Genomic DNA, 20,153 nt, shown 5'->3' with positions numbered 1-20,153 from the left:
TCCCTAGCCTCAGATTCCGCCGGTGACGTCGATCGAGTCACCTTCCGCGAGCGTCACGACCGCCTTCTTCAGGTCGCTGCGCTTGTAGGGCTTGCCCCGCCAGCGCTTCGACTTGCCTTTGACGACCAATGTATTCACGCCCGTCACCTTGACATCGAACAGCGCCTCGACCGCTTCCTTGATCTGCGGCTTGGTCGCATCGTTCGCCACCTTGAAGACGACGCCGTTCTGCTCGGACAGCAGAGTCGACTTCTCGGTGATGTGGGGGGCGAGGATCACGTCGTAATGACGCGCATCGATTTCCTGCTTCTTAGCCATTGAAGCGCGCCTCCAGCTTTTCGACCGCGTCCCTGGTCAGGACCAGCGTGTCGTGCTTCAGGATGTCGTAGACGTTGGCGCCCACCGCCGGCAGGACGTTGACGCCCTTGAGATTGCCGGCTGCCTTGCGGAAACCTTCGTTCACCGCATCGCCGTCGATCACCAGGACCTTGCCGTTCCAGCCGTTCTTGCCGAACGCTTCGGCAACGGCCTTCGTCTTGGCGTCTTTCAGATCGAGGCTGTCGACGACGACCAAGCCGTCCTTCGCCTTGCTCGAAAGCGCCATGCGCAGGCCGAGCGCGCGGATCTTCTTGTTCAGCGAGGGGTCGAAGTCGCGCTTGCGCGCGCCGTGCGCCTTGCCGCCGCCGATGAAGATCGGAGCGCCGCGATCGCCGTGGCGAGCGCCGCCCGAACCCTTCTGCCGGCCGAACTTCTTGCCCGTGCGCGCCACGTCCGAACGCTCGCGAGTCGGGCGGGCCGTGCCGCGCCGGTTCTCGAGCTGCCAGGTGACGACGCGATGCAGGATGTCGGCACGCGGTTCGACGCCGAACACGGCATCGTTCAGTTCCACGTCGCCGGCCGCCTTGCCGTCGAGTTTCTGGACCTTGACCTTCACGATCAGGACTCCTTGCTCTCACCGGCGGCCTGGCCGTCGGTGCTGTTCTCGGTTGCTTCGCTCTCGGCGCCGGCTTCCTGTTCGGCGAGCAGCTTCTTCTGCTGCTCGGCATCGACCTGCTCGTTCACCTCGTGCTCGGCCGCGCTCTCGACCAGGCCGGCATCGGCCTCGTCGTGTTCGGGCGCGGTCGTCTTCTTCTCGAGGATCGCGCCGGGGAACGGTGCGCCTTCGGGAAGCGGCAGCTTCACCGCGTCGCGCACCAGCAGCCAGCCGTTCTTCGAGCCGGGGACCGAGCCCTTGACGAACAGCAGGCCGCGGGTCGCGTCGGTGCGCACGATCTCGAGGTTCTGCTGCGTCCGCTGGCGGTCGCCCATGTGGCCGGCCATCTTCTTGTTCTTGAAGACGCGGCCCGGATCCTGGCGGTTACCGGTCGAACCGTGCGAACGGTGGCTGAGCGAGACGCCGTGCGTCGCGCGCAGACCGCCGAAGCCCCAGCGCTTCATCGCGCCGGCAAAGCCCTTGCCCTGCGTGTGGCCGGTGATGTCGACCTTCTGCCCGGCAACGAAGTGCTCGGCGCTGATCGTCGCGCCGACCGGCACCAGGCCTTCCTCGTTCTCGACGCGGAATTCGGCGACTTTCATCTTCAGCGGAACTTCCGCCTTGGCGAAAGCTTCGCGCTGCGGCTTGTTCACGTTCTTCTGCTTGGCCTCGCCCGCGCCGAGCTGGACCGCGAAATAGCCATCGCGGTCGGCGGTGCGGTGCGAAACGACCTGGCAGTCTTCCAGCGCGAGGACGGTCACGGGAACGTGACGTCCATCCTCCTGGAACAGGCGGGTCATCCCGACTTTCTTTGCGATAACGCCGGTGCGCATCGTTAAGACTCCTAAAACAGAGGCACCCGGACCCATTCCGGGTGCTTGCCAGCCCTGATTGTGATGCGTCGCCCCGCCCGGGCTGAATGCCTCCCGAAGGAGGCGAGACGGGGGACGCTTGCCCGGTAAGAACCGGAGGTATCCCTATGTCGTCGAGAGTCCCTGCGAAGGCAGGGACCTCAGGCCGCCTGGAGCGACCTGCAAACTCGCCCGGTCATTTTAACGTCCGACCAGGCGGACGTAAGACCCCCGCTTTCGCGGGGGCTGCGCTCGCAGAAACCTTCGGTTTATGCGAGCTTGATCTCGACATTCACGCCCGCGGCCAGATCGAGCTTCATCAGCGCGTCGACCGTCTGGGCGTTCGGCTGCACGATGTCCAGCAGCCGCTTGTAGGTGCGCACCTCGAACTGCTCGCGCGACTTCTTGTCGATGTGCGGGCCGCGGTTCACGGTGAACTTCTCGATACGCGTCGGCATGGGAATGGGGCCGCGAATAAGAGCACCCGTACGACGCGCGGTGTCTGCGATTTCGCCAGTCGCCTGGTCGAGAACGCGGTGGTCGAACGCCTTGAGGCGGATGCGGATGTTCTGAGCTTCCATTACCTGTACCGATGCGAAAGAGCCGAGGAGCTTTGCCGTCGCCCGGCATCGCTCCCAACAAAAAAGAAAGGCCTGCCCCGCCTCCCGGAAAACCGGTCAGGGGCGGCCCCCTTCGAAAATTCGACCGGCGGGGAACGAATCCCCCGCCGGTCGCGCGCCTATATTACTTCGTGATCTTGCTGACAACCCCCGAACCGACGGTGCGGCCGCCTTCGCGGATGGCGAAGCGCAGACCTTCGTCCATCGCGATCGGCGCGATCAGCTTGACGCCGATCGTCACGTTGTCGCCCGGCATGACCATCTCGGTGCCCTCGGGGAGGATCACTTCGCCGGTCACGTCGGTCGTGCGGAAGTAGAACTGCGGGCGATAGTTGGCGAAGAACGGCGTGTGACGGCCGCCTTCGTCCTTCGACAGCACGTAGACTTCCGCGCTGAACTCGGTGTGCGGCGTGACCGAGCCCGGCTTGGCCAGAACCTGGCCGCGCTCCACGTCGTCACGCGCGGTGCCGCGCAGCAGCGCACCGATGTTGTCGCCGGCTTCGCCCGAATCGAGCAGCTTGCGGAACATCTCGACCCCGGTGACGGTGGTCTTCTGCGTGTCGCGGATACCGACGATTTCGACTTCGTCGCCGACATTGACCTTGCCGGTCTCGACACGGCCGGTGACGACGGTGCCACGGCCCGAGATCGAGAAGACGTCCTCGATCGGCATCAGGAAGTCCTTGTCGACCGGACGGTCGGGCTGCGGGATGTGCTCGTCGACGGCCTTCATCAGTTCCTTGATGGAGTTCTCGCCGATTTCCGGGTCGCGCCCTTCGAGCGCGGCCAGGGCCGAGCCCTTGATGATCGGAATGTTGTCGCCGTCGAAGTCGTAGCTCGAAAGCAGCTCGCGCACTTCCAGCTCGACCAGCTCGAGGATTTCCTCGTCGTCGACCTGGTCGACCTTGTTCATGTACACGACCAGCGCCGGCACGCCGACCTGACGGGCGAGCAGGATGTGCTCGCGGGTCTGCGGCATCGGGCCGTCGGCGGCGTTCACGACCAGGATCGCGCCGTCCATCTGGGCGGCACCGGTGATCATGTTCTTGACGTAGTCGGCGTGGCCCGGGCAGTCGACGTGCGCGTAGTGGCGCGCGTCGGTTTCATATTCGACGTGCGCGGTCGAAATCGTGATGCCGCGCTCGCGCTCTTCCGGCGCCTTGTCGATGTTCGCGAAATCGACAGCCGAACCCTGCACTTTGGTGATGGCAGCGGTCAGCGTCGTCTTGCCGTGGTCGACGTGACCGATGGTGCCGATGTTGCAGTGCGGCTTGTTCCGCTCGAATTTTTCCTTGGCCATTTGCTTGTAACCTCTGTCTGTCAGATTGAATTTCACCAAGTCGCGGACGGCACCGAGGTGAATCAGGCGCCGCCCCTAGACGCTTGCCCGGTCTTAGGCAAGCTTCTCCTTGACCTCCTGAGCGACGTTCGCCGGCACTTCGTCGTAGTGCGAGAACTGCATCGAGTACTGCGCACGGCCCTGAGTGAACGAACGCAGTTCGTTGACGTAGCCGAACATGTTGGCGAGCGGCACGAATGCCTCCACGGCCTGGGCATTGCCGCGCGTGTCGGTGCCCTGGATCTGGCCGCGGCGGCTGTTGAGGTCGCCGATAACGTCGCCGAGGTAATCCTCCGGCGTCACGACCTCGACCTTCATCACCGGCTCGAGGAGCTTGATGCCGGCCTTGGCGGCCGCTTCGCGCATCGCGCCGCGCCCGGTGATCTCGAACGCCACCGTGCTCGAGTCGACGTCGTGGTACTTGCCGTCGATCAGCTCGATGGTGAAGTCGATGATCGGGAAGCCGACCAGATAGCCGCTTTCCGCCTGCTCGCGCATGCCCTTCTCGACCGAAGGGATATATTCGCGGGGAATATTGCCGCCCTTGATCTGGTCGTCGAAGATGATGCCCTGGCCGCGTTCGCCGGGGATCACGCGGACCTTGGCTTCGCCGAACTGGCCCGAGCCGCCCGACTGCTTCTTGTGGGTGTAGGTGACCTCGACTTCCTTCGCCAGCGCCTCGCGATAGGCGACCTGCGGCGCGCCGACGTTCGCCTCGACCTTGAACTCGCGCTTCATACGATCGACGAGGATGTCGAGGTGCAGCTCGCCCATGCCCTTGATGATCGTCTGGCCCGATTCGTGGTCGGTCGACACGCGGAAGCTCGGATCCTCGGCGGCCAGGCGGTTGAGCGCGACGCCCATCTTTTCCTGGTCGGCCTTGGTCTTCGGCTCCACCGACAGTTCGATGACCGGCTCGGGAAATTCCATCCGCTCCAGAATGATCGGCGCGTTCGGCGCGCACAGCGTGTCGCCGGTGGTGGTTTCCTTCAGGCCGGCGATCGCGACGATGTCGCCCGCGAACGCTTCCTCGATGTCCTCGCGGTTGTTCGAGTGCATCAGCAACATGCGGCCGATCTTTTCCTTCTTGTCCTTCACCGAGTTCAGGACCTGCCCCTTGGACAGCTTGCCCGAATAGATGCGGGTGAAGGTGAGCGTCCCGACGAACGGGTCGTTCATGATCTTGAAGGCCAGCGCGGCGAACGGCGCGTCGTCGCTCGACGGGCGGGTATCCTCTTCCTCGCTGTCGGGCTTCACGCCCTTGATCGCGGGCACGTCCACCGGCGAGGGCATATAGTCCACGACCGCGTCGAGCAGCGGCTGCACGCCCTTGTTCTTGAACGCCGAGCCGCACAGCACGGGCACGAACGACTGGTTCAGCGTGCCCTGGCGGATCAGGCGCTTGAGCGTCGCCGCATCGGGCTCGTTGCCTTCGAGGTAAGCTTCCATCACCTCGTCGTCCTGCTCGACGGCCGTTTCGATCAGCTTCTCGCGATACTCGGCAGCCTTGTCGGCCAGGTCCTCGGGGATGTCGACATAGTTGAACTTCGCGCCCAGGCTCTCGTCTTCCCAGACGATGCCGCGGTTGTTCACCAGGTCGACGACGCCCTTGAGGTCGCTTTCCGCGCCGATCGGGAGATAGAGCACCAGCGGGGTCGCACCCAGGCGGTCGACGATCGACTGGACGCAGTAATAGAAGTCGGCCCCGGTGCGGTCGAGCTTGTTGATGAAGCACATCCGCGGAACCTTGTACTTGTCCGCCTGGCGCCACACGGTTTCGGACTGCGGTTCGACACCGGCCACGCCGTCGAACACCGCGACCGCGCCGTCGAGCACGCGCAGCGAGCGCTCGACTTCGATGGTGAAGTCGACGTGCCCGGGGGTGTCGATGATGTTGATGCGGTGCTTGGGCCCTTCGCCGTCCTCGGCCGACCAGAACGTGGTCGTCGCGGCGGAGGTGATGGTGATCCCGCGCTCCTGCTCCTGCTCCATCCAGTCCATCGTCGCGGCGCCGTCATGGACTTCGCCGATCTTGTAGGACTTGCCGGTGTAGTAAAGGATGCGCTCGGTCGTGGTGGTCTTGCCGGCATCGATGTGGGCCATGATGCCGATATTGCGATAGCGCTCCAGCGGATAGTCGCGGGCCATGATGAATTCCTCGGATCGTGTGGGGGCGCCCGTTCAAGGGCCAGCCCCCATATGGTTGTTTTTGTGACCGGTTGAAGACCGGCCGCGCCCTTACCAGCGGTAGTGCGAGAAGGCCCGGTTGGCGTCCGCCATGCGGTGCGTGTCTTCGCGCTTCTTGACCGCGTTGCCGCGATTGTTGGCCGCGTCCAGCAGCTCGCCCGACAGGCGCGCCGCCATCGTGGTTTCGGCCCGGCCGCGCGCGGCGGTGATGAGCCAGCGGATCGCCAGCGCCTGGGCGCGCTCGGGGCGCACTTCGACCGGCACCTGGTAGGTGGCGCCGCCGACGCGCCGCGAACGGACCTCGACCTGCGGCTTGATGTTGTTCAGCGCATCGTGGAACAGCGCGATCGGATCGGCCTTGGCCTTGGCCTCGACCGTGTCGAGCGCGCCATAGACGATCCGCTCGGCAACCGACTTCTTGCCGTCGAGCATGAGGTTGTTCATGAACTTCGACAGCACCTGATCCCCGAACTTGGGATCGGGCAGGATTTCCCGCTTCTCGGGACGACGACGACGTGACATTGCACGAATTCCTTTTTTTACCGCCCCGCACGAGTCCCTGCGAAGGCAGGGACCTCAGGCAGCAGGGCAAAACACCAGCGTTCGACCGGGTGGCACGAGATCCCCGATAAAATCGCCTATGGCGATTTTTCGAGGATGACGTTCACCCCGTGAACGTCACTTCGGCCGCTTGGCCCCATACTTGGAGCGCGACTGCTTGCGGTCCTTCACACCCTGCGTGTCGAGCACGCCGCGCAGGACGTGATAACGCACGCCGGGAAGGTCGCGCACACGGCCGCCGCGGATCAGCACCACGGAGTGCTCCTGCAGGTTATGCCCTTCGCCGGGGATGTAGGAGATGACCTCGCGCTGGTTGGTCAGGCGAACCTTGGCCACCTTGCGCAGCGCCGAGTTCGGCTTCTTCGGGGTCGTCGTATAGACGCGCGTGCAGACGCCGCGCTTCTGCGGGTTCTGCTCCATCGCAGGGACCTTGCTCTTGGCCTTCTGCGGAACGCGGCCCTTGCGGACCAGCTGGTTGATCGTCGGCATTAAGACTTTCTCTCTTCACCGTATGGAGGTGCCACTGAGGCCAGGGTGAAGAGATCGGGCTGCCCTGAGTCCCCGCGAAGGCGGGGACCTCGCGCCGCCGGCGAAGCGCCTGCGGCCTGAGGCTCCCGCCTGCGCGGAAGCTCGGTAGCGAGCCTGAAACACTCCACCCGGGCCACGGACACCGGGTTACTTTGACGGCTGCCCCAACGATCCCCATGCGCGAGTCCCGGCGAAGGCCGGGACCTCGGGCCGCAGGCGGACCCTCAATAGAAAAGAGCCTCCAGCGCTCCAGATTTCTCCAGCGCGCCAAGGCCCCCGGGACATGACCGGCAATGTTCAGCTCTATCTGACCGACGCGGAGCGCACCCCGTTTCGGATGAGCGCGCCCTTAGGGGGATTCGGGGGTGGGGTCAAGGGGAGGCTCGGCCAGCCGGGCGCCCCGCTCCCGCCGCCGGAAGGCGGTAGGTGTCAGGCCGATTTCGCTCGAGAAACGCTCGGTGAAATGGCTCGACGAGGAAAAGCCGGTGTCGAGCGCTATCGCAGTTACGGGCAACTGGCTGGACGCCAGCAACTGACGAGCCCTTGCAAGCCGTTCGTCGAGCAGCCAGCGGTAAGGCGTGGTGCCAAAGTAAAGTTTGAAACGGCGCAGAAAAGTGCTCGGCGCAAGGCCGGTGAACTGCGCCATCTCTTTCACCGTATGCCGCGCTTCCACAGTGTCGCGAAGATATTCTGCAAGTCGCGCGAACATCGCGCTGTCGTGATCGCGCGGAAGGTCGCGCATCGAACCTGCCCGATCCTGCAGATGCAGGCCGATCGTCTCCACGATACTCTCGCGCAGAAGGCCGGACAAATCGTCGCTGCGCCCCAGCAGCTCATTCAGACGCTCGACCGCCTGGGCCAGGAACGGATCGTTGATACCGGCGCGAGGCGCCAATCCAGCCGGGCTCTTTCCGGGGGGCAGGTGGATCTCGCAATATTCAACGCGCGATCCGACCGCACGGGCCGCATAGCGGCACTCCGCAGGCACGGTCCAGACATCCCCTTTCCGGGGGCGCTGCAAAGTCGAATATCCGGGCGAAAACTCGGATTCGAGCGATGTCATCCTTCCCCGACGATGAACTATGAATATCGGATGGTCCTCGTAAAATCCCCAATCGGTGGGGCTGTCGATCCGCTCTTCCGCCATCCTGATACCCAAGCCGAGCGCGGAGAATGTCCTCTCCTTCAGTATCCGGCCCATTCGTATCCTCCGCTTGCGGCGTGAATACGATACGACATTTTGGCGCAATCGCGAAAGTTTGCCGCCAAGCGCCCTGCTAGATGTCTGAATCCAAGACAGGATCAGGAGACAACATGCCCGACAACACCATCAAGGGAAAAAACGTCCTCATTGCAGGCGGAGCGAAAAATCTGGGAGCGCTCGTGGCGCGCGACCTCGCCGCACAGGGGGCGAAGGCCGTGACCATCCATGCGCATAGCGCCAGCGGCGATTGCGAGAAGGCGCTGCAGGCAATCCGCGACGCAGGGTCGGAAGCCCATATATTGTATGGCGACCTGACGACCGCCGATGCCATGCGGCAGCTCTTCGACCAGGCCATCGCGGCGATGGGCGGCATAGACATCGCGATCAACACCGTCGGCAAAGTCCTCAAGAAACCGATGGCCGAAATTTCCGAGGCGGAGTTCGACGAGATGTCGGCGGTAAATTCCAAGGCCGCATTCTTTTTCATCAAGGAAGCCGGACGCACGCTCCAGGATCACGGCAAGATATGCACCCTGGTCACCTCGTTGCTCGGCGCATTCACGCCGTTCTATTCCTCGTATGCAGGGACCAAGGCCCCGGTCGAACACTATACTCGCGCGGCGTCGAAGGAACTCGGCGATCGCGGAATATCGGTAACCGCAATCGGCCCCGGCCCGATGGACACGGGGTTCTTCTATCCGGCCGAAGACGACGACGCTGTCGCCTATCACAAGACCGCGGCCGCCCTTTCGCCACACTCGAAAACGGGTCTCACCGACATCGAGGACATTGCGCCCTGGATCAGGTTCCTCGTGTCCGATGGCTGGTGGATGACCGGCCAGACGATACTCGTCAACGGCGGCTATACGACCAAGTAGATCAGGAGGCAGGCATGGCGGAAATCGGACGTCCGACGGTGGCCGCCCGGCCGATGGTCCCGCGCGATCCCGGCGAACCCGGGCGCGCGGCCACTCCTCTCGAACTTCTGTTCGATCTCGTGTCGGTGATCGCGATCGCGGCGGCGGCGGCCGGCCTCCATCACGCGATCGCGGGAAATCACCCGATCGACGGCGTTCTGCGCTTCGGTGCAGCTTTCTTCGCGATCTGGTGGGCCTGGATGAACTATACCTGGTTTGCTTCGGCCTACGACAACAACGACACGCTCTTCCGTCTTCTGACGATGACGATAATGGGGGGCGCACTCGTTCTGGCAGCGGGGGTCGAACCGCTGTTCGCCACGCTGGACATTCGCCTCACCGTCGCCGGCTACGTGATAATGCGGGTTCCGATGGCGGTGCTGTGGCTTCGCGCCGCACGATCCGACCCTGCGCGCCGCCGAACCAACCTGCGATACTGTGTCGGGATTCTCGTCGCGCAGACGTACTGGATCATCGTTTCCGTGATCGCGAGCGGATCTGCGTCTTATCTGGCGCCCATGCTGATCGCAGGGATACTGCTGGAACTTGCCGTACCCGTTTTCGCCGAACGATCGAGCGAGACCCCGTGGCATCGGCACCATATCGTCGAACGCTACGGCCTGCTCAATATCATCGTCCTGGGCGAAATACTGCTGGCCGCCGTCATCGCGATCCGCACTGCCACCGAAGGGACGTTCGACGTTCGCCAAATTCACATCGCCATCTCGGCTCTGGCGATCACATTCTCGATGTGGTGGCTCTATTTTTCGGATGAAGATCACCTGCCCACACAGGATCTCGGGCGCGCGTTGCAATGGGGTTACGGCCACGTCTTCATCTTCGCTTCGGGCGCAGCGGTCGGTGCCGGTTTCGCGGTGCTGGTCGATATCCTCGCCGGCAAGGCGCACGTCGACGTGCGCACCGGCGATCTGGCAGTCGCTATCCCGCTGGCGATCTACGTGCTCGGGTTATGGTGGGTGCGCGACAGGTTCTTGCTCCCCCGGCGAACGGTGTGGATTCTGCCGGTACTCGCTGCCGCCCTGATAATCATGCCGTTGATCGTGCCGGCACTGGAGCTGATTGCGATCGGTATTGCAGCGATTGCCTTGATCCGAACGCTGCTTTGCCGGCGCGGCCAAGGCGCGCTCGTCAAATAACCATTTTCCTACACGCCGGAAATTTGCAATCTGCTTGCGGGCTATGGTCGACCGAGTCGCATGCCCCTTCCTGTCTTCGCGCCTTTGCGCAAACCCAATCAGCGCCGATGGAGCCGCAGGCTGCGCCGTGGCAGGGGCGGGCCTGCCGGGGCGGCGCGTGTCCGGGTTTGGGTGTTTGCGCCCTCGAACGCCGGGCGGAGTGCGTTCGCGCTGCCCGGGCTGGCGCTTCGCGCCGTCGCCGCCTTCGGCTCCGGCCCGCTGCGCGCGGAGCGCTCCGGGCGGCGGTGCGGGTGGCCTTCGGCCGTCGCCGCCTTCGGCTTCGACTCCGGCCTTGCGGTTCGCTGGTCGCGGACCGGTTCGCTGCCATGGGCGCGGGCGCGCTTTGCGCGCGGGGTTGGCCGCGCGGCGCGTCGTCGGGGCGCCGGGCGGGCTGCGCCGCGCGCCGGGGCGGGAGGGGGCTCGGCAGGGGCGCAAGGTTACACATGACACGCAAGGTGACACTTGGCCGGTGAACCGTGTCATCCGTGTCAACACCCCTCCCCGCCCGCGGCTTTCCGCCCGTCCGGCGGAACGGGACCCGGCCCGCGGGGTCGGGCGTTGGCTCTGCAAGGAGACGAGCGATGAACGAACCCGAACAGGACGAGGCTGTCCACATCGATGCGCGGGACGCGCGCGGGGCCGAGGTGATCCTGCGCAAGCGGCGCAACCGCACGATCTTCATCGCCGGGCTGGTCGCCTTCGCCGTTCTGGCGATCGCCCTGCGGCTGTTCGGCTGAGCGCGTGGGCCGGGGTCGGGGCCGCGCCGGGTGCGCCGTCAGTCGGCGGTGAGGAAAGCGACCAGCGCCTTGACCTTCTTCTGCCGCCACTGCGGCGTCGGCGCGACCAGCCAGTAGGCGCGGCGCCCCTCGTCCGGCCCCTCCAGCGTCATCAGCCGGCCGTCGGCCAGGGCGTCTTCCACCAGCAGGTAGGGCAGGATCGCCTTGCCCAGCCCGGCGATCGCGCTCGACAGCGCCTGTCCGGCATTGCCGACTTCGACCGTCGCCTCTGCCCCTTCGGGCAGCGGCGCGCCGGGCCAGTCGATCCAGCTCTCGAGCACTTCCTCGGGCGCATCCTTCGCCGCCACGACCACGCGGCGCGCGGGGGCCAGCTCGACCCCTTCCAGCTCGCCCGGCCCGTCGACCAGGCGGACGGCGAAATCGAGATTGGTCTCGGTAAAATCGGCGTTCTCGTCGGCGACGAAACGGAAGCGGATGCCGGGATTGGCCTTGCGAAACGCGGCGAGGCGCGGGGCCAGCCACTGGGCGTAGAATTCGCGCGGGGCGGCGATCGTGTAGCGGTCGCTCGCCTGCCCGGCCTGCATCGACTGGACCGACTCCTCGAACTTCAGAAAGCCTTCGCGCAGCGAATCGAGCCCCGCCATCCCCTCTTCGGTCAGCTCCAGCCCCTTGGACGTGCGCCGGAACAGGACCGTGCCGAGGTGATCCTCGAGCGCGCGAATCTGCTGGCCGACCGCGGCGGGCGTCACCGCCAGCTCGTCGGCTGCGCGGGTAAAGCTCAGGTGGCGGGCGGCCGCGTCGTAGACGCGCAGGGCGTTCAGGGGCAGGTGCGTGCGCTTCATCGTGCCGATGCGGATAGCGGCAAGCCGCTGGCGCCGCAATCTTGCCGAATGTAACACATATGTAACACGCGGTCAGCAAGGGGGCGGCGGAGCTTGGCACGTCGGATGAACGCATTCACGCAAGGTGCGGCCGAACCGGCCGAGGGGGGCAGTGCCGCAACGGCAGCGGCCGAGCGCTACGTCAACCGCGAACTTTCCTGGCTCTCGTTCAACCGCCGCGTGCTCGCCGAGTCGGAAAACGAACGCTACCCGCTGCTCGAACGGCTGCGCTTCCTCTCGATCTCGGCCAGCAATCTCGACGAATTCACGATGATCCGCATTGCCGGCCTGGAAGGCCAGGCGACCCGGGGGATCGAGACGACCGCGATCGACGGGCTCGATCCGCGCCAGCAACTCGCCGCGATCCGCGAGCTGCTGCTGGCGGTCGAGTCGCGCCAGCAGCGGGCGCTGGGCACCCTGCGGGAGCTGCTGGCCGAAGAAGGCATCCTGATCGCCGAGATCGACCAGCTCGACGAACGGCAGCAGGCCTGGCTGGAGGAGTATTTCACCACCGACATCCTGCCCCTCATCACCCCGCAGGCGATCGACCCCTCGCATCCGTTCCCCTTCGTCGCCAACCTCGGCATGGGGGTGCTGTTCCGCCTCAAGCGCGGGCGCCGCCAGCCCGACCTGGTGGAGATGGTCCTGATCCCCAGCGGCGCGCCGCGGTTCGTGCGCCTGCCGGGCAAACGGGCGGTCTATGTCGCGATCGAGAAGCTGATCGGGCGCTATGCCGCGCAGCTTTTCCCCGGCTTCAAGATCCTGGGCGACGGGCTGTTCCGCGTCCTGCGCGACAGCGATATCGAAGTGGAGGAAGAGGCGGAAGATCTGGTCCGCTATTTCCGCACCGCGATCCAGCGGCGGCGGCGTGGGCGCGCCGTCCTGCTCGAGCTCGACCGCGATTGCGACCCGGCGGCGGAGGCACTTCTGCGCGAGCAGTTCGAAGTCGATCCGGCGATGGTCGTGAAGTCCGAAGGGATGCTGGGCCTGCGCCATCTCGACGCGATCTGCGCCGAGCCGCGCCCGGACCTGAAGTTCGCGCCCTTCTCCCCCCGTTACCCCGAACGCATTCTGGCGCACGACGGCGACTGCTTCTCCGCGATCCGCGAGAAGGATATCGTGATCCAGCATCCTTACGAAAGCTTCGAGGTGGTGGTCGATTTCCTGCATCAGGCAGCAACCGACCCGGCGGTCGTCTCGATCAAGCAGACGCTCTATCGCGCCGGCGACCAGTCGCCGGTGATCGCCGCCCTGATCGACGCGGCGCAAGCGGGCAAGGCGGTGACCGCGGTGGTCGAGCTGAAGGCGCGCTTCGACGAAGAACGCAACATCCGCTGGGCGACCGAGCTGGAACGCGCCGGGGTGCAGGTGATCTACGGCTTCATGGAGTGGAAGACCCACGCCAAAGTCAGCCTCGTCGTCCGCCGCGAGGAGGAAGGCTATCGCACCTATTGCCACTTCGGCACCGGCAACTATCACCCGATAAACGCGCGGATTTACACCGATCTCAGCTATTTCACCGCCGATCCGGCGCTGGGGCGCGATGCGGCCAAGCTGTTCAATTTCGTCACCGGCTACGTCGAACCGCGCGAGACCGAGCGGATCGCGATCTCGCCGATCGGCCTCAAGGCCAAGCTGTTCGAACTGATCGATCGCGAAATCGCCAACGCACGCGCCGGGCAGCCGGCGGGGGTCTGGGCCAAGCTCAATTCGATCACCCACCGCGAAGTGATCGACAAGCTTTACGAAGCCAGCGCTGCGGGGGTCGAAATCCAGCTCGTCGTGCGCGGCATATGTTCGCTGCGCGCCGGGGTGCCGGGCCTGTCCGAGAATATCCAGGTCAAGTCGATCATCGGCCGGTTCCTCGAACACAGCCGGGTCTGGGCTTTCGGCAACGGGCATCGCCTGCCGAGCAAGCACACCGAGGTCTTCCTCACCTCCGCCGATGCGATGAGCCGCAATCTCGACCGCCGGGTCGAGGTTCTGGTGCCGATGGTGAACAAGACCGTGCACGACCAGGTGCTCGAACAGGTCATGCTGGCGAACATCCTCGACACCGAGCAAAGCTGGCAACTGCGCCCCGACGGACAGTACGAGCGAATGCGTGTCGCGCCGGAGGCCGAGGGCGAAGGCTTCAACTGTCACGACTATTTCATGAGCAATCCCTCGCTTTCGGGTCGTGGTGCCGCGCTTAAAGCGGGTGCGGTTCCCAAGCTGAGGCTGGAGGACGATCCCGGATGACAGCCTATCGCCCGTTTGGCCTGCGCACGCAGCACGGCGATCGCCGCGCGGTGATCGATATCGGCTCCAACACCGTGCGGCTGGTCGTCTACGACGGCCCGCAGCGCAGCCCGCGCACGATGTGGAACGAGAAAGTCGTCGCCCGCCTCGGGCGCGATCTGGCGACGACCGGAAGCATTCCCGACGAGGCTTGCGAGCAGGCCCTCGCCGCGCTCGCGCGTTTCGCCCTGCTGACCCAGGAACTGAAGGTTCACGACGTGCAGACCGTGGCCACCGCGGCCGCACGCGAGGCGGAAAACGGGGCGGCGTTCCTGGACCGGGTTCGCAGCCTCGGCCTCGAACCCCGGCTGTTGAGCGGCGAAGAGGAGGCCGTCGCTTCGGCTTACGGTGTGATCGGCGCCTTTCCCGAAGCGCGCGGGGTCGTGGCGGACCTGGGCGGCGGCAGCCTGGAACTGGTCTCAGTCGAGGACGGTGCCTGCCACGATGGCGCCAGCCTGCCGCTCGGCACGCTGCGCCTCCCTGCCCTGCGCGCGAAGAAATCGGCCGCGTTCAGGCGCGCGGTGCAGAAGGCCTTCCAGAAAGCCGGATGGGCCGCGGCACACGCCGGCCCGCTTTACATGGTCGGCGGAACATGGCGCGCATTGGCGGCCTATGCCATGCGCAGCGGCGACTATCCGCTGACCGATCCGCACGGTTTCCGGCTGAATGCGGAGGACGCAATGCGGATCGCGCGCAAGGTCGCGCGCAGCAGCCCGGACAAGCTGGTCGATATCGAAGGTATCGGCTCGCTGCGCGCAGGCGCGCTGCCGGATGCCGCGGCGATGTTGCAAGTCATGCTGGCGGAGCTGGAGCCCGATGGGCTGGTGTTCTCCAGCTGGGGGCTGCGCGAGGGGCTGCTCTACCAGCGGCTGGATTCGCTCGAGCGCGCCAAGGACCCGCTGATCGTGGCAGTCGCCGACTTTTCCGCCCCGATGAAGAGCGCGATCACCGACGCCGCGCTGATGAGCGCCTGGGTCGTCGACATTGCCGAGGGCGGCGGGGCGGAGAACGAGCGATTGCGGCTCGCCGGGGCGCTGCTTTCGCTCGCGCTCCATCGGGTGGAGCCGAACTTCCGCACCGCCCAGGCTCTCGAATGGGCGCTGGACAAACGCTGGGTCGGGCTCGACGCGCGCGGACGCGCGATGATCGCCGCCATGCTGCTCGGCAGCTGCAACAAGGCCGGCTGGCCCAGGCGTGTCGCCGCTCTCGCGAGCGAAGACGACTTGCGCGAGGCGATGGGCTGGGGCCTCGCCATGCGGCTCGCCCGCCGGCTCGGCGCGACCTCGCGCGTGTCGCTGATGACGAGCGCGCTCGCCCGGAAGAAGAAGAAGCTGATCCTGCGCCTCGACGAAAGCCGCGCCGCGCTCGCGGGCGAGAGCGTCATGCACGACCTTTCGGGCCTTGCCCAATGGCTGAAGCTGGAGCCGGAACTGCAGATCACGGCCTAGGGCCGGACGGCCGACCGGAGATGGCCGGAAACCGGAGCGCCCCTGCCTCAGCGGCGCCCGGCACAAAGACACGCCTCGCAGCGAAAGCGGGGCGTGCGCCTCACTTCTCGTCCGCGGCCTTCTTCTTTTTCATCGTGTCGTGGAAACGGTCGGCCCAGCCCGGCTTCACCAGCTGTTCGGCGCGGACCATGCGCAGTTCGCCATCGGCGACGTCGCGGCTGACCGCGCTGCCGGCGGCGACGATCGCATCCGCGCCGATCTTTACCGGGGCGATCAGGGCGCTGTTGCTGCCGATGAAGGCGCGCGGGCCGATCACGGTCTTGTATTTGAAATAGCCGTCGTAATTGCAGGTGATCGTGCCGGCGCCGATATTGGCCCCCGCGCCCACTTCGGCATCGCCGAGATAGGTCAGGTGGTTGGCCTTGGCCCCTTCGCCCAGCACGGTCTTCTTCATCTCGACGAAGTTGCCGACTTTGCTGCCCTTCTCCATCACCGCCCCGGGGCGCAGGCGGGCATGGGGGCCGACTTCGCAGCCCGGGCCGATGCTGGCCCCCTCGATATGGCTGAAAGCGCGAATGGTCGCGCCGTCCGCGACGCTCACGCCCGGACCGAAGACGACATTGGGTTCGATGGTCACATCGCGCCCGATCACGGTATCCCAGCTGAAGAACACCGTTTCCGGCGCGCGCAGCGATGCGCCGTTGGCCATCGCCTCTTCGCGCTTCAGATCCTGCCACTGCGCCTCAGCACGGGCCAGCTCGGCGCGGCTGTTGATCCCGGCGACCTCGCGCGGGTCGTCGGTCACGACCACCGCGCTGTGCCGCCCGTCGGCGTTGGCGACATTGACCACGTCGACCAGGTAGTACTCGCCCTGGCTGTTGTCGTTGCCGACCCGCGCCAACAGGTCGAACATATCCGCCGCCCGCGCCGCCATCAGCCCCGAATTGCACAGCCGGCAGGCGCGCTCCGCCTCGCTCGCGTCCTTGTGTTCGACCATCTTCGTGATCCGCCCATCCGCATCGGCGATCACGCGACCATATTGCAGCGCATCCTCCGGCTCGAACCCGAGAACGACCACTGCGGGCTTGTCCTCGGCATGGAGGCGATCGAGCATCGCCCGCATCGTCTGCGCGCGCACGAAGGGCACGTCGCCGTAGAGAATCAAGACGTCGCCCTCGAAGCCATCCAGGCTCGTCTGCGCCTGCTGCACCGCGTGGCCGGTGCCGAGCTGCGGCTCCTGCAAACAAGCCTCGGCGCGATCGCCGAGGGCCGTTTCCAACTGCTCGCGCCCGCTGCCCACCACCACGACCGTGCGCGCGGGCCCCAGCTGCGCGGCCGAAGCCATCAGGTGATCGATCATCGGGCGTCCGGCGATCGGGTGGAGGACCTTGTGCAGGTCCGATTTCATGCGCGTGCCCTTGCCCGCGGCGAGGATGATCGTTGCAAATTCTGTCATGCGCGCGGCCATGCCAGCAAACGCTTGCGGTTTGAAGAACCTTGCGCCACCCCGTCCGCCATGGCGGATTTCCCTTTCGACATCGTCGGCTTCGATCTCGACGGCACTTTGCTGGAAACGCATCGCGATCTCGGCGCGGCGGTCAATCACGCGCTGTCGCTGGGCGGGTTCGCATCGGTCCCGGCGGACAGCGCGAAGGATCTGATCGGCGGCGGCGCCAAGATCATGCTGCGCCGCGCGATCGACGACCAGGGCGGTATGCCCGACGACGAATTCCATGCGCTCTACAAGAAGATGCTGGCGTTCTATGGCGCCAACAACGCGGTCCACACCCGCCCCTATCCCGGCGCGATCGAGGTGCTGGACGAACTGGCCGCCCGCGGCGTGCGGGTGGGCGTGGTGACCAACAAGTTCGAAGGGTTCGCGCGCGACATCCTGGGGGCGCTGGGGATCGTCGACCGGTTCGACTGCGTGATCGGCGGCGACAGCCTGGGCCGCGACGCCCAGGGCCGGCACCGCGCGAAACCCGCGCCCGATCCGCTTCACGAAGCGCGCAAATGCTGCGGCGGCGGACGCATGGTCTACGTCGGCGACAGCTCCTACGACGTGCGCGCCGCGCGCGCGGCGGGCGTGCCGGTGGTCGCCGCCTGCTACGGCTATTGCGATCTCCCGCGCGAGGACATGGGCGCCGATGCGATGATCGATTCGTTCGGCGAGCTGATTCCGGCGCTGGAAAGACTGTAAGGAGGCACGCCGCCCGCACGGTTGCATCGCCGCGCGGAACCTGCCAACTCGCTCGCAGATTGACGCAAACGTAAGGCCGGACGGCCTTCGGACAGGAGAGAGCTGATGAGCATCGATTTCAAGGACAAGGTCGCGATCGTTACCGGCGCCGGCGGCGGATTGGGTCGCGAATATGCGCTGGAGCTGGCGCGGCGCGGGGCGAAAGTCGTGGTCAACGACCTGGGCGGATCGCGCGACGGCACCGGTTCGTCCGACGCGGCGGCGCAAGTGGTCGAGGAGATCGAGAAGGCCGGCGGCGTCGCGATGGCCAACGGCGGATCGGTCACCGAATACGAACAGATGGAAAAGATGGTTGCCGACGCCAAGCAGAAGTGGGGCGGCGTGCACATCCTGATCAACAACGCCGGCGTGCTGCGCGACAAGACATTCGCCAAGATGGACCCGGCCGACTTCGAATTCGTGGTCAAAGTCCACCTGACCGGTTCGGCCTATGCGACCAAGGCATGCTGGGAAACCTTCCGCGAGCAGGCCTATGGCCGGGTGCTGATGACGGCTTCCTCCACCGGGCTGTTCGGCAATTTCGGCCAGGCGAACTACGGCGCGGCCAAGCTGGGACTCGCCGGCCTGACCAAGACGCTCCAGCTCGAAGGCGCGAAGTACAATATCAAGGTCAACACGCTCAGCCCCGTCGCGGGCACGCGCATGACCGAAGACCTCTTCCCCGAAGAGGCGTTCAAGCTGTTCGACCCGGTCAACGTGGTGCCGGCCGCGCTTTTCCTGGTCAGCGAGGATGCCCCGACCAACGCCATCGTGGGCGCAGGTGCCGGCGGCTTCCACTCCGCCTGGGTGGTGATGAACGACGCGGTCTGGCTGAAAGAAGACGAGCGCACGGTCGAAGGCTTCGCCGCCAACTGGGACAAGATCTCCGCCATGAGCAATCTCAAGGCGCCGCAGTCGGGGTCCGAGCAGTCGGGCGCCATTCTCAAGGCGATGCAGGGCGTCCTGGGCGCCGACGGCGGGCCGTCTTCCGCACGCGGGTAACGGTCGGGGTGGCGGCGGGGGCACGGCAGGTGTGCTCCGCCGCCCCGCCGGCCCTCCCCATTCAGCCTGAAACGGGCTTCAGCAGCTTGCGCTCTATCGGCGCGAGCACGCCGGCGAGTTCGTGCCCGCGCTTGAGCACCTGGCCGTGTTCGCCGAACAGGGTCCACATCCCCTGCCGGTTGCGCAGCGCAGGGCGCTTCTCGATCCGCGCCTGCGGACATTCCGCGGCCCGGCGAAATGCGGCGAAAGTGGCGGCGTCGCGGGCGAATTCCATCGCGTAGTCGCGCCATTGCCCGGCGGCGACCATCCGGCCGTAGAGGTCCAGGATCCGTTGGAGTTCCTCGCGCGCGAACGCGACCTGGCCCGGCTGCCGCGCAGGGAAGGTGACGATATCGGCAGAGGCCGCGCCTCCCGCCGGCGGAGCGGCCATCAGCTGTCTGTTCCGCTGCGTTTCACAGGTGCGGCACCGGCGGCACGCAGTTCGTCCAGCTCGGCGCGCAGCGCGGCCACCTGGTCCTCAAGCTCCGCGATCCGGCGACCGTTGCCCGCGCCGTTCCCGTTGCCGCCGATCTCCTCGCACGGTTCGTCGCACGGGGTGCCGTAGGGGATGAATTCGCGCAGCCATTCTTCCGCCGGAACAAGGGTGGAGCGGGCCTTGAGCCCGATCATCGTCGCGCCGTCGGGCACATCGTCGGTGACGACCGCATTGGCGCCGATCCGCGCGCGTTCGCCCAGCGTGATCGGCCCGATGATCTGCGCGCCCGACCCGATGATCACGCCGTCGCCGACGGTCGGGTGCCGTTTGCCCCCCTTGCCGTTGGTGGGGTTCGTGCCGCCCAGGGTCACGCATTGATAGATCGTCACGTCGTCCCCGATCTCCGCCGTTTCCCCGATCACGGTAAAGCCATGGTCGATGAACAGGTTGCGCCCGATCTTCGCGCCGGGATGGATATCGATGGCGGTCAGCCAGCGGGCGAAATGGTTGATGAAGCGCGCGAGAAAATAGAGCCGCGCCTGAAACAGCCAGTGCGCCGCGCGATGCAATCCGACCGCCAGAACGCCGGGATAGAGCAGCACTTCCCAGCGCGAACGGGGCGCCGGATCGCGTGCCTGGATCGAGTCGAGATAGGCGGCGAGGCGGTCGAACATCGGCCCGATAGTCCCATTTCAGACCCGGCGAGGCAAGCCGG

At 65.9% G+C, this 20,153-nt stretch carries 20 protein-coding genes; 7 read left to right on the top strand and 13 right to left on the bottom strand.

All coding sequences use genetic code 11. The features are described 5' to 3' along the window. Positions 1-9 precede the first annotated feature (9 nt). From V5F89_RS07240 to V5F89_RS07200, 9 genes are all read right to left on the bottom strand, one after another. A complete protein-coding gene (locus tag V5F89_RS07240) occupies positions 10-318 on the bottom strand; it encodes a 50S ribosomal protein L23 (protein WP_338444995.1) in 309 nt (102 codons plus the stop codon). Beyond that, positions 311-934, bottom strand: coding sequence for a 50S ribosomal protein L4 (gene rplD, locus V5F89_RS07235; protein ID WP_338444994.1), 624 nt, complete (start codon positions 932-934; stop codon positions 311-313). The genes V5F89_RS07240 and rplD overlap by 8 nt, the downstream gene beginning before the upstream one ends. 2 nt (positions 935-936) lie before the next feature. After that, entirely contained in the window at positions 937-1,806 is an 870-nt protein-coding gene (rplC, locus tag V5F89_RS07230; RefSeq protein WP_338444993.1) for a 50S ribosomal protein L3, read from the bottom strand. 287 nt (positions 1,807-2,093) lie between these two features. Continuing rightward, on the bottom strand, positions 2,094-2,405 hold the full coding sequence (rpsJ, locus tag V5F89_RS07225; RefSeq protein ID WP_006831877.1) for a 30S ribosomal protein S10: 312 nt from the start codon (positions 2,403-2,405) through the stop codon (positions 2,094-2,096). Between the two features lie 163 nt (positions 2,406-2,568). Further along, positions 2,569-3,744, bottom strand: coding sequence for an elongation factor Tu (gene tuf / locus V5F89_RS07220; RefSeq protein WP_338444992.1), 1,176 nt, complete (start codon positions 3,742-3,744; stop codon positions 2,569-2,571). Between the two features lie 93 nt (positions 3,745-3,837). Then, positions 3,838-5,931, bottom strand: coding sequence for an elongation factor G (gene fusA / locus V5F89_RS07215; protein WP_338444991.1), 2,094 nt, complete (start codon positions 5,929-5,931; stop codon positions 3,838-3,840). Between the two features lie 90 nt (positions 5,932-6,021). Beyond that, on the bottom strand, positions 6,022-6,492 hold the full coding sequence (gene rpsG, locus V5F89_RS07210) for a 30S ribosomal protein S7 (protein ID WP_338444990.1): 471 nt from the start codon (positions 6,490-6,492) through the stop codon (positions 6,022-6,024). A 156-nt stretch (positions 6,493-6,648) separates the two neighbouring features. Then, a complete protein-coding gene (gene rpsL, locus V5F89_RS07205; protein ID WP_006831873.1) occupies positions 6,649-7,020 on the bottom strand; it encodes a 30S ribosomal protein S12 in 372 nt (123 codons plus the stop codon). Between the two features lie 388 nt (positions 7,021-7,408). After that, on the bottom strand, positions 7,409-8,206 hold the full coding sequence (locus tag V5F89_RS07200) for an AraC family transcriptional regulator (RefSeq protein WP_338444989.1): 798 nt from the start codon (positions 8,204-8,206) through the stop codon (positions 7,409-7,411). Between the two features lie 167 nt (positions 8,207-8,373). On the opposite strand from V5F89_RS07200, the gene V5F89_RS07195 reads away from it, so the two are divergent. From V5F89_RS07195 to V5F89_RS07185, 3 genes are all read left to right on the top strand, one after another. Next, entirely contained in the window at positions 8,374-9,141 is a 768-nt protein-coding gene (locus V5F89_RS07195; RefSeq protein WP_338444988.1) for an SDR family oxidoreductase, read from the top strand. 14 nt (positions 9,142-9,155) lie between these two features. Next, positions 9,156-10,337 (top strand): low temperature requirement protein A, encoded by a 1,182-nt coding sequence (locus tag V5F89_RS07190; protein ID WP_338444987.1) that lies wholly within the window; start codon positions 9,156-9,158, stop codon positions 10,335-10,337. A 620-nt stretch (positions 10,338-10,957) separates the two neighbouring features. After that, positions 10,958-11,113: a peptide ABC transporter permease gene (locus V5F89_RS07185; RefSeq protein WP_338444986.1), complete on the top strand. Its 156-nt coding sequence runs from the start codon at positions 10,958-10,960 to the stop codon at positions 11,111-11,113. 38 nt (positions 11,114-11,151) lie between these two features. On the opposite strand, the gene V5F89_RS07180 is transcribed toward V5F89_RS07185, so the two are convergent. After that, a complete protein-coding gene (locus V5F89_RS07180) occupies positions 11,152-11,955 on the bottom strand; it encodes a LysR substrate-binding domain-containing protein (protein ID WP_338444985.1) in 804 nt (267 codons plus the stop codon). Between the two features lie 105 nt (positions 11,956-12,060). Here V5F89_RS07180 and V5F89_RS07175 point away from each other — a divergent pair, with 105 nt between their 5' ends. Together V5F89_RS07175 and V5F89_RS07170 are read left to right on the top strand one after the other, a co-directional pair. After that, positions 12,061-14,235, top strand: a complete 2,175-nt coding sequence (locus V5F89_RS07175) for an RNA degradosome polyphosphate kinase (protein WP_338444984.1) — start codon at positions 12,061-12,063, stop codon at positions 14,233-14,235. Continuing rightward, positions 14,232-15,722, top strand: coding sequence for a Ppx/GppA family phosphatase (locus tag V5F89_RS07170; protein ID WP_338444983.1), 1,491 nt, complete (start codon positions 14,232-14,234; stop codon positions 15,720-15,722). The genes V5F89_RS07175 and V5F89_RS07170 overlap by 4 nt, the downstream gene beginning before the upstream one ends. 100 nt (positions 15,723-15,822) lie before the next feature. Here the strand turns inward: V5F89_RS07170 and glmU are convergent, their stop codons facing one another. Next, positions 15,823-17,178 carry a bifunctional UDP-N-acetylglucosamine diphosphorylase/glucosamine-1-phosphate N-acetyltransferase GlmU gene (gene glmU / locus V5F89_RS07165; protein ID WP_338444982.1) on the bottom strand — a complete coding sequence of 452 codons (1,356 nt, stop codon included), beginning with the start codon at positions 17,176-17,178 and terminating at the stop codon, positions 15,823-15,825. A gap of 60 nt (positions 17,179-17,238) precedes the next feature. On the opposite strand from glmU, the gene V5F89_RS07160 reads away from it, so the two are divergent. Both V5F89_RS07160 and V5F89_RS07155 read left to right on the top strand, forming a co-directional pair. Continuing rightward, positions 17,239-17,922 (top strand): HAD-IA family hydrolase, encoded by a 684-nt coding sequence (locus V5F89_RS07160; RefSeq protein WP_338444981.1) that lies wholly within the window; start codon positions 17,239-17,241, stop codon positions 17,920-17,922. A 105-nt stretch (positions 17,923-18,027) separates the two neighbouring features. Beyond that, positions 18,028-18,963 (top strand): SDR family NAD(P)-dependent oxidoreductase, encoded by a 936-nt coding sequence (locus tag V5F89_RS07155; RefSeq protein WP_338444980.1) that lies wholly within the window; start codon positions 18,028-18,030, stop codon positions 18,961-18,963. Positions 18,964-19,024: 61 nt separating this feature from the next. On the opposite strand, the gene V5F89_RS07150 is transcribed toward V5F89_RS07155, so the two are convergent. Together V5F89_RS07150 and epsC are read right to left on the bottom strand one after the other, a co-directional pair. Then, positions 19,025-19,393: a DUF2794 domain-containing protein gene (locus V5F89_RS07150; RefSeq protein WP_338444979.1), complete on the bottom strand. Its 369-nt coding sequence runs from the start codon at positions 19,391-19,393 to the stop codon at positions 19,025-19,027. After that, a complete protein-coding gene (gene epsC / locus V5F89_RS07145) occupies positions 19,393-20,112 on the bottom strand; it encodes a serine O-acetyltransferase EpsC (RefSeq protein WP_338444978.1) in 720 nt (239 codons plus the stop codon). The genes V5F89_RS07150 and epsC overlap by 1 nt, the downstream gene beginning before the upstream one ends. Positions 20,113-20,153: the final 41 nt, after the last annotated feature.

Source organism: Pelagerythrobacter marensis (genome assembly GCF_036700095.1).
Lineage (GTDB): Bacteria > Pseudomonadota > Alphaproteobacteria > Sphingomonadales > Sphingomonadaceae > Pelagerythrobacter > Pelagerythrobacter marensis_A.
This window is presented reverse-complemented; position numbering and strand designations above follow the sequence as displayed.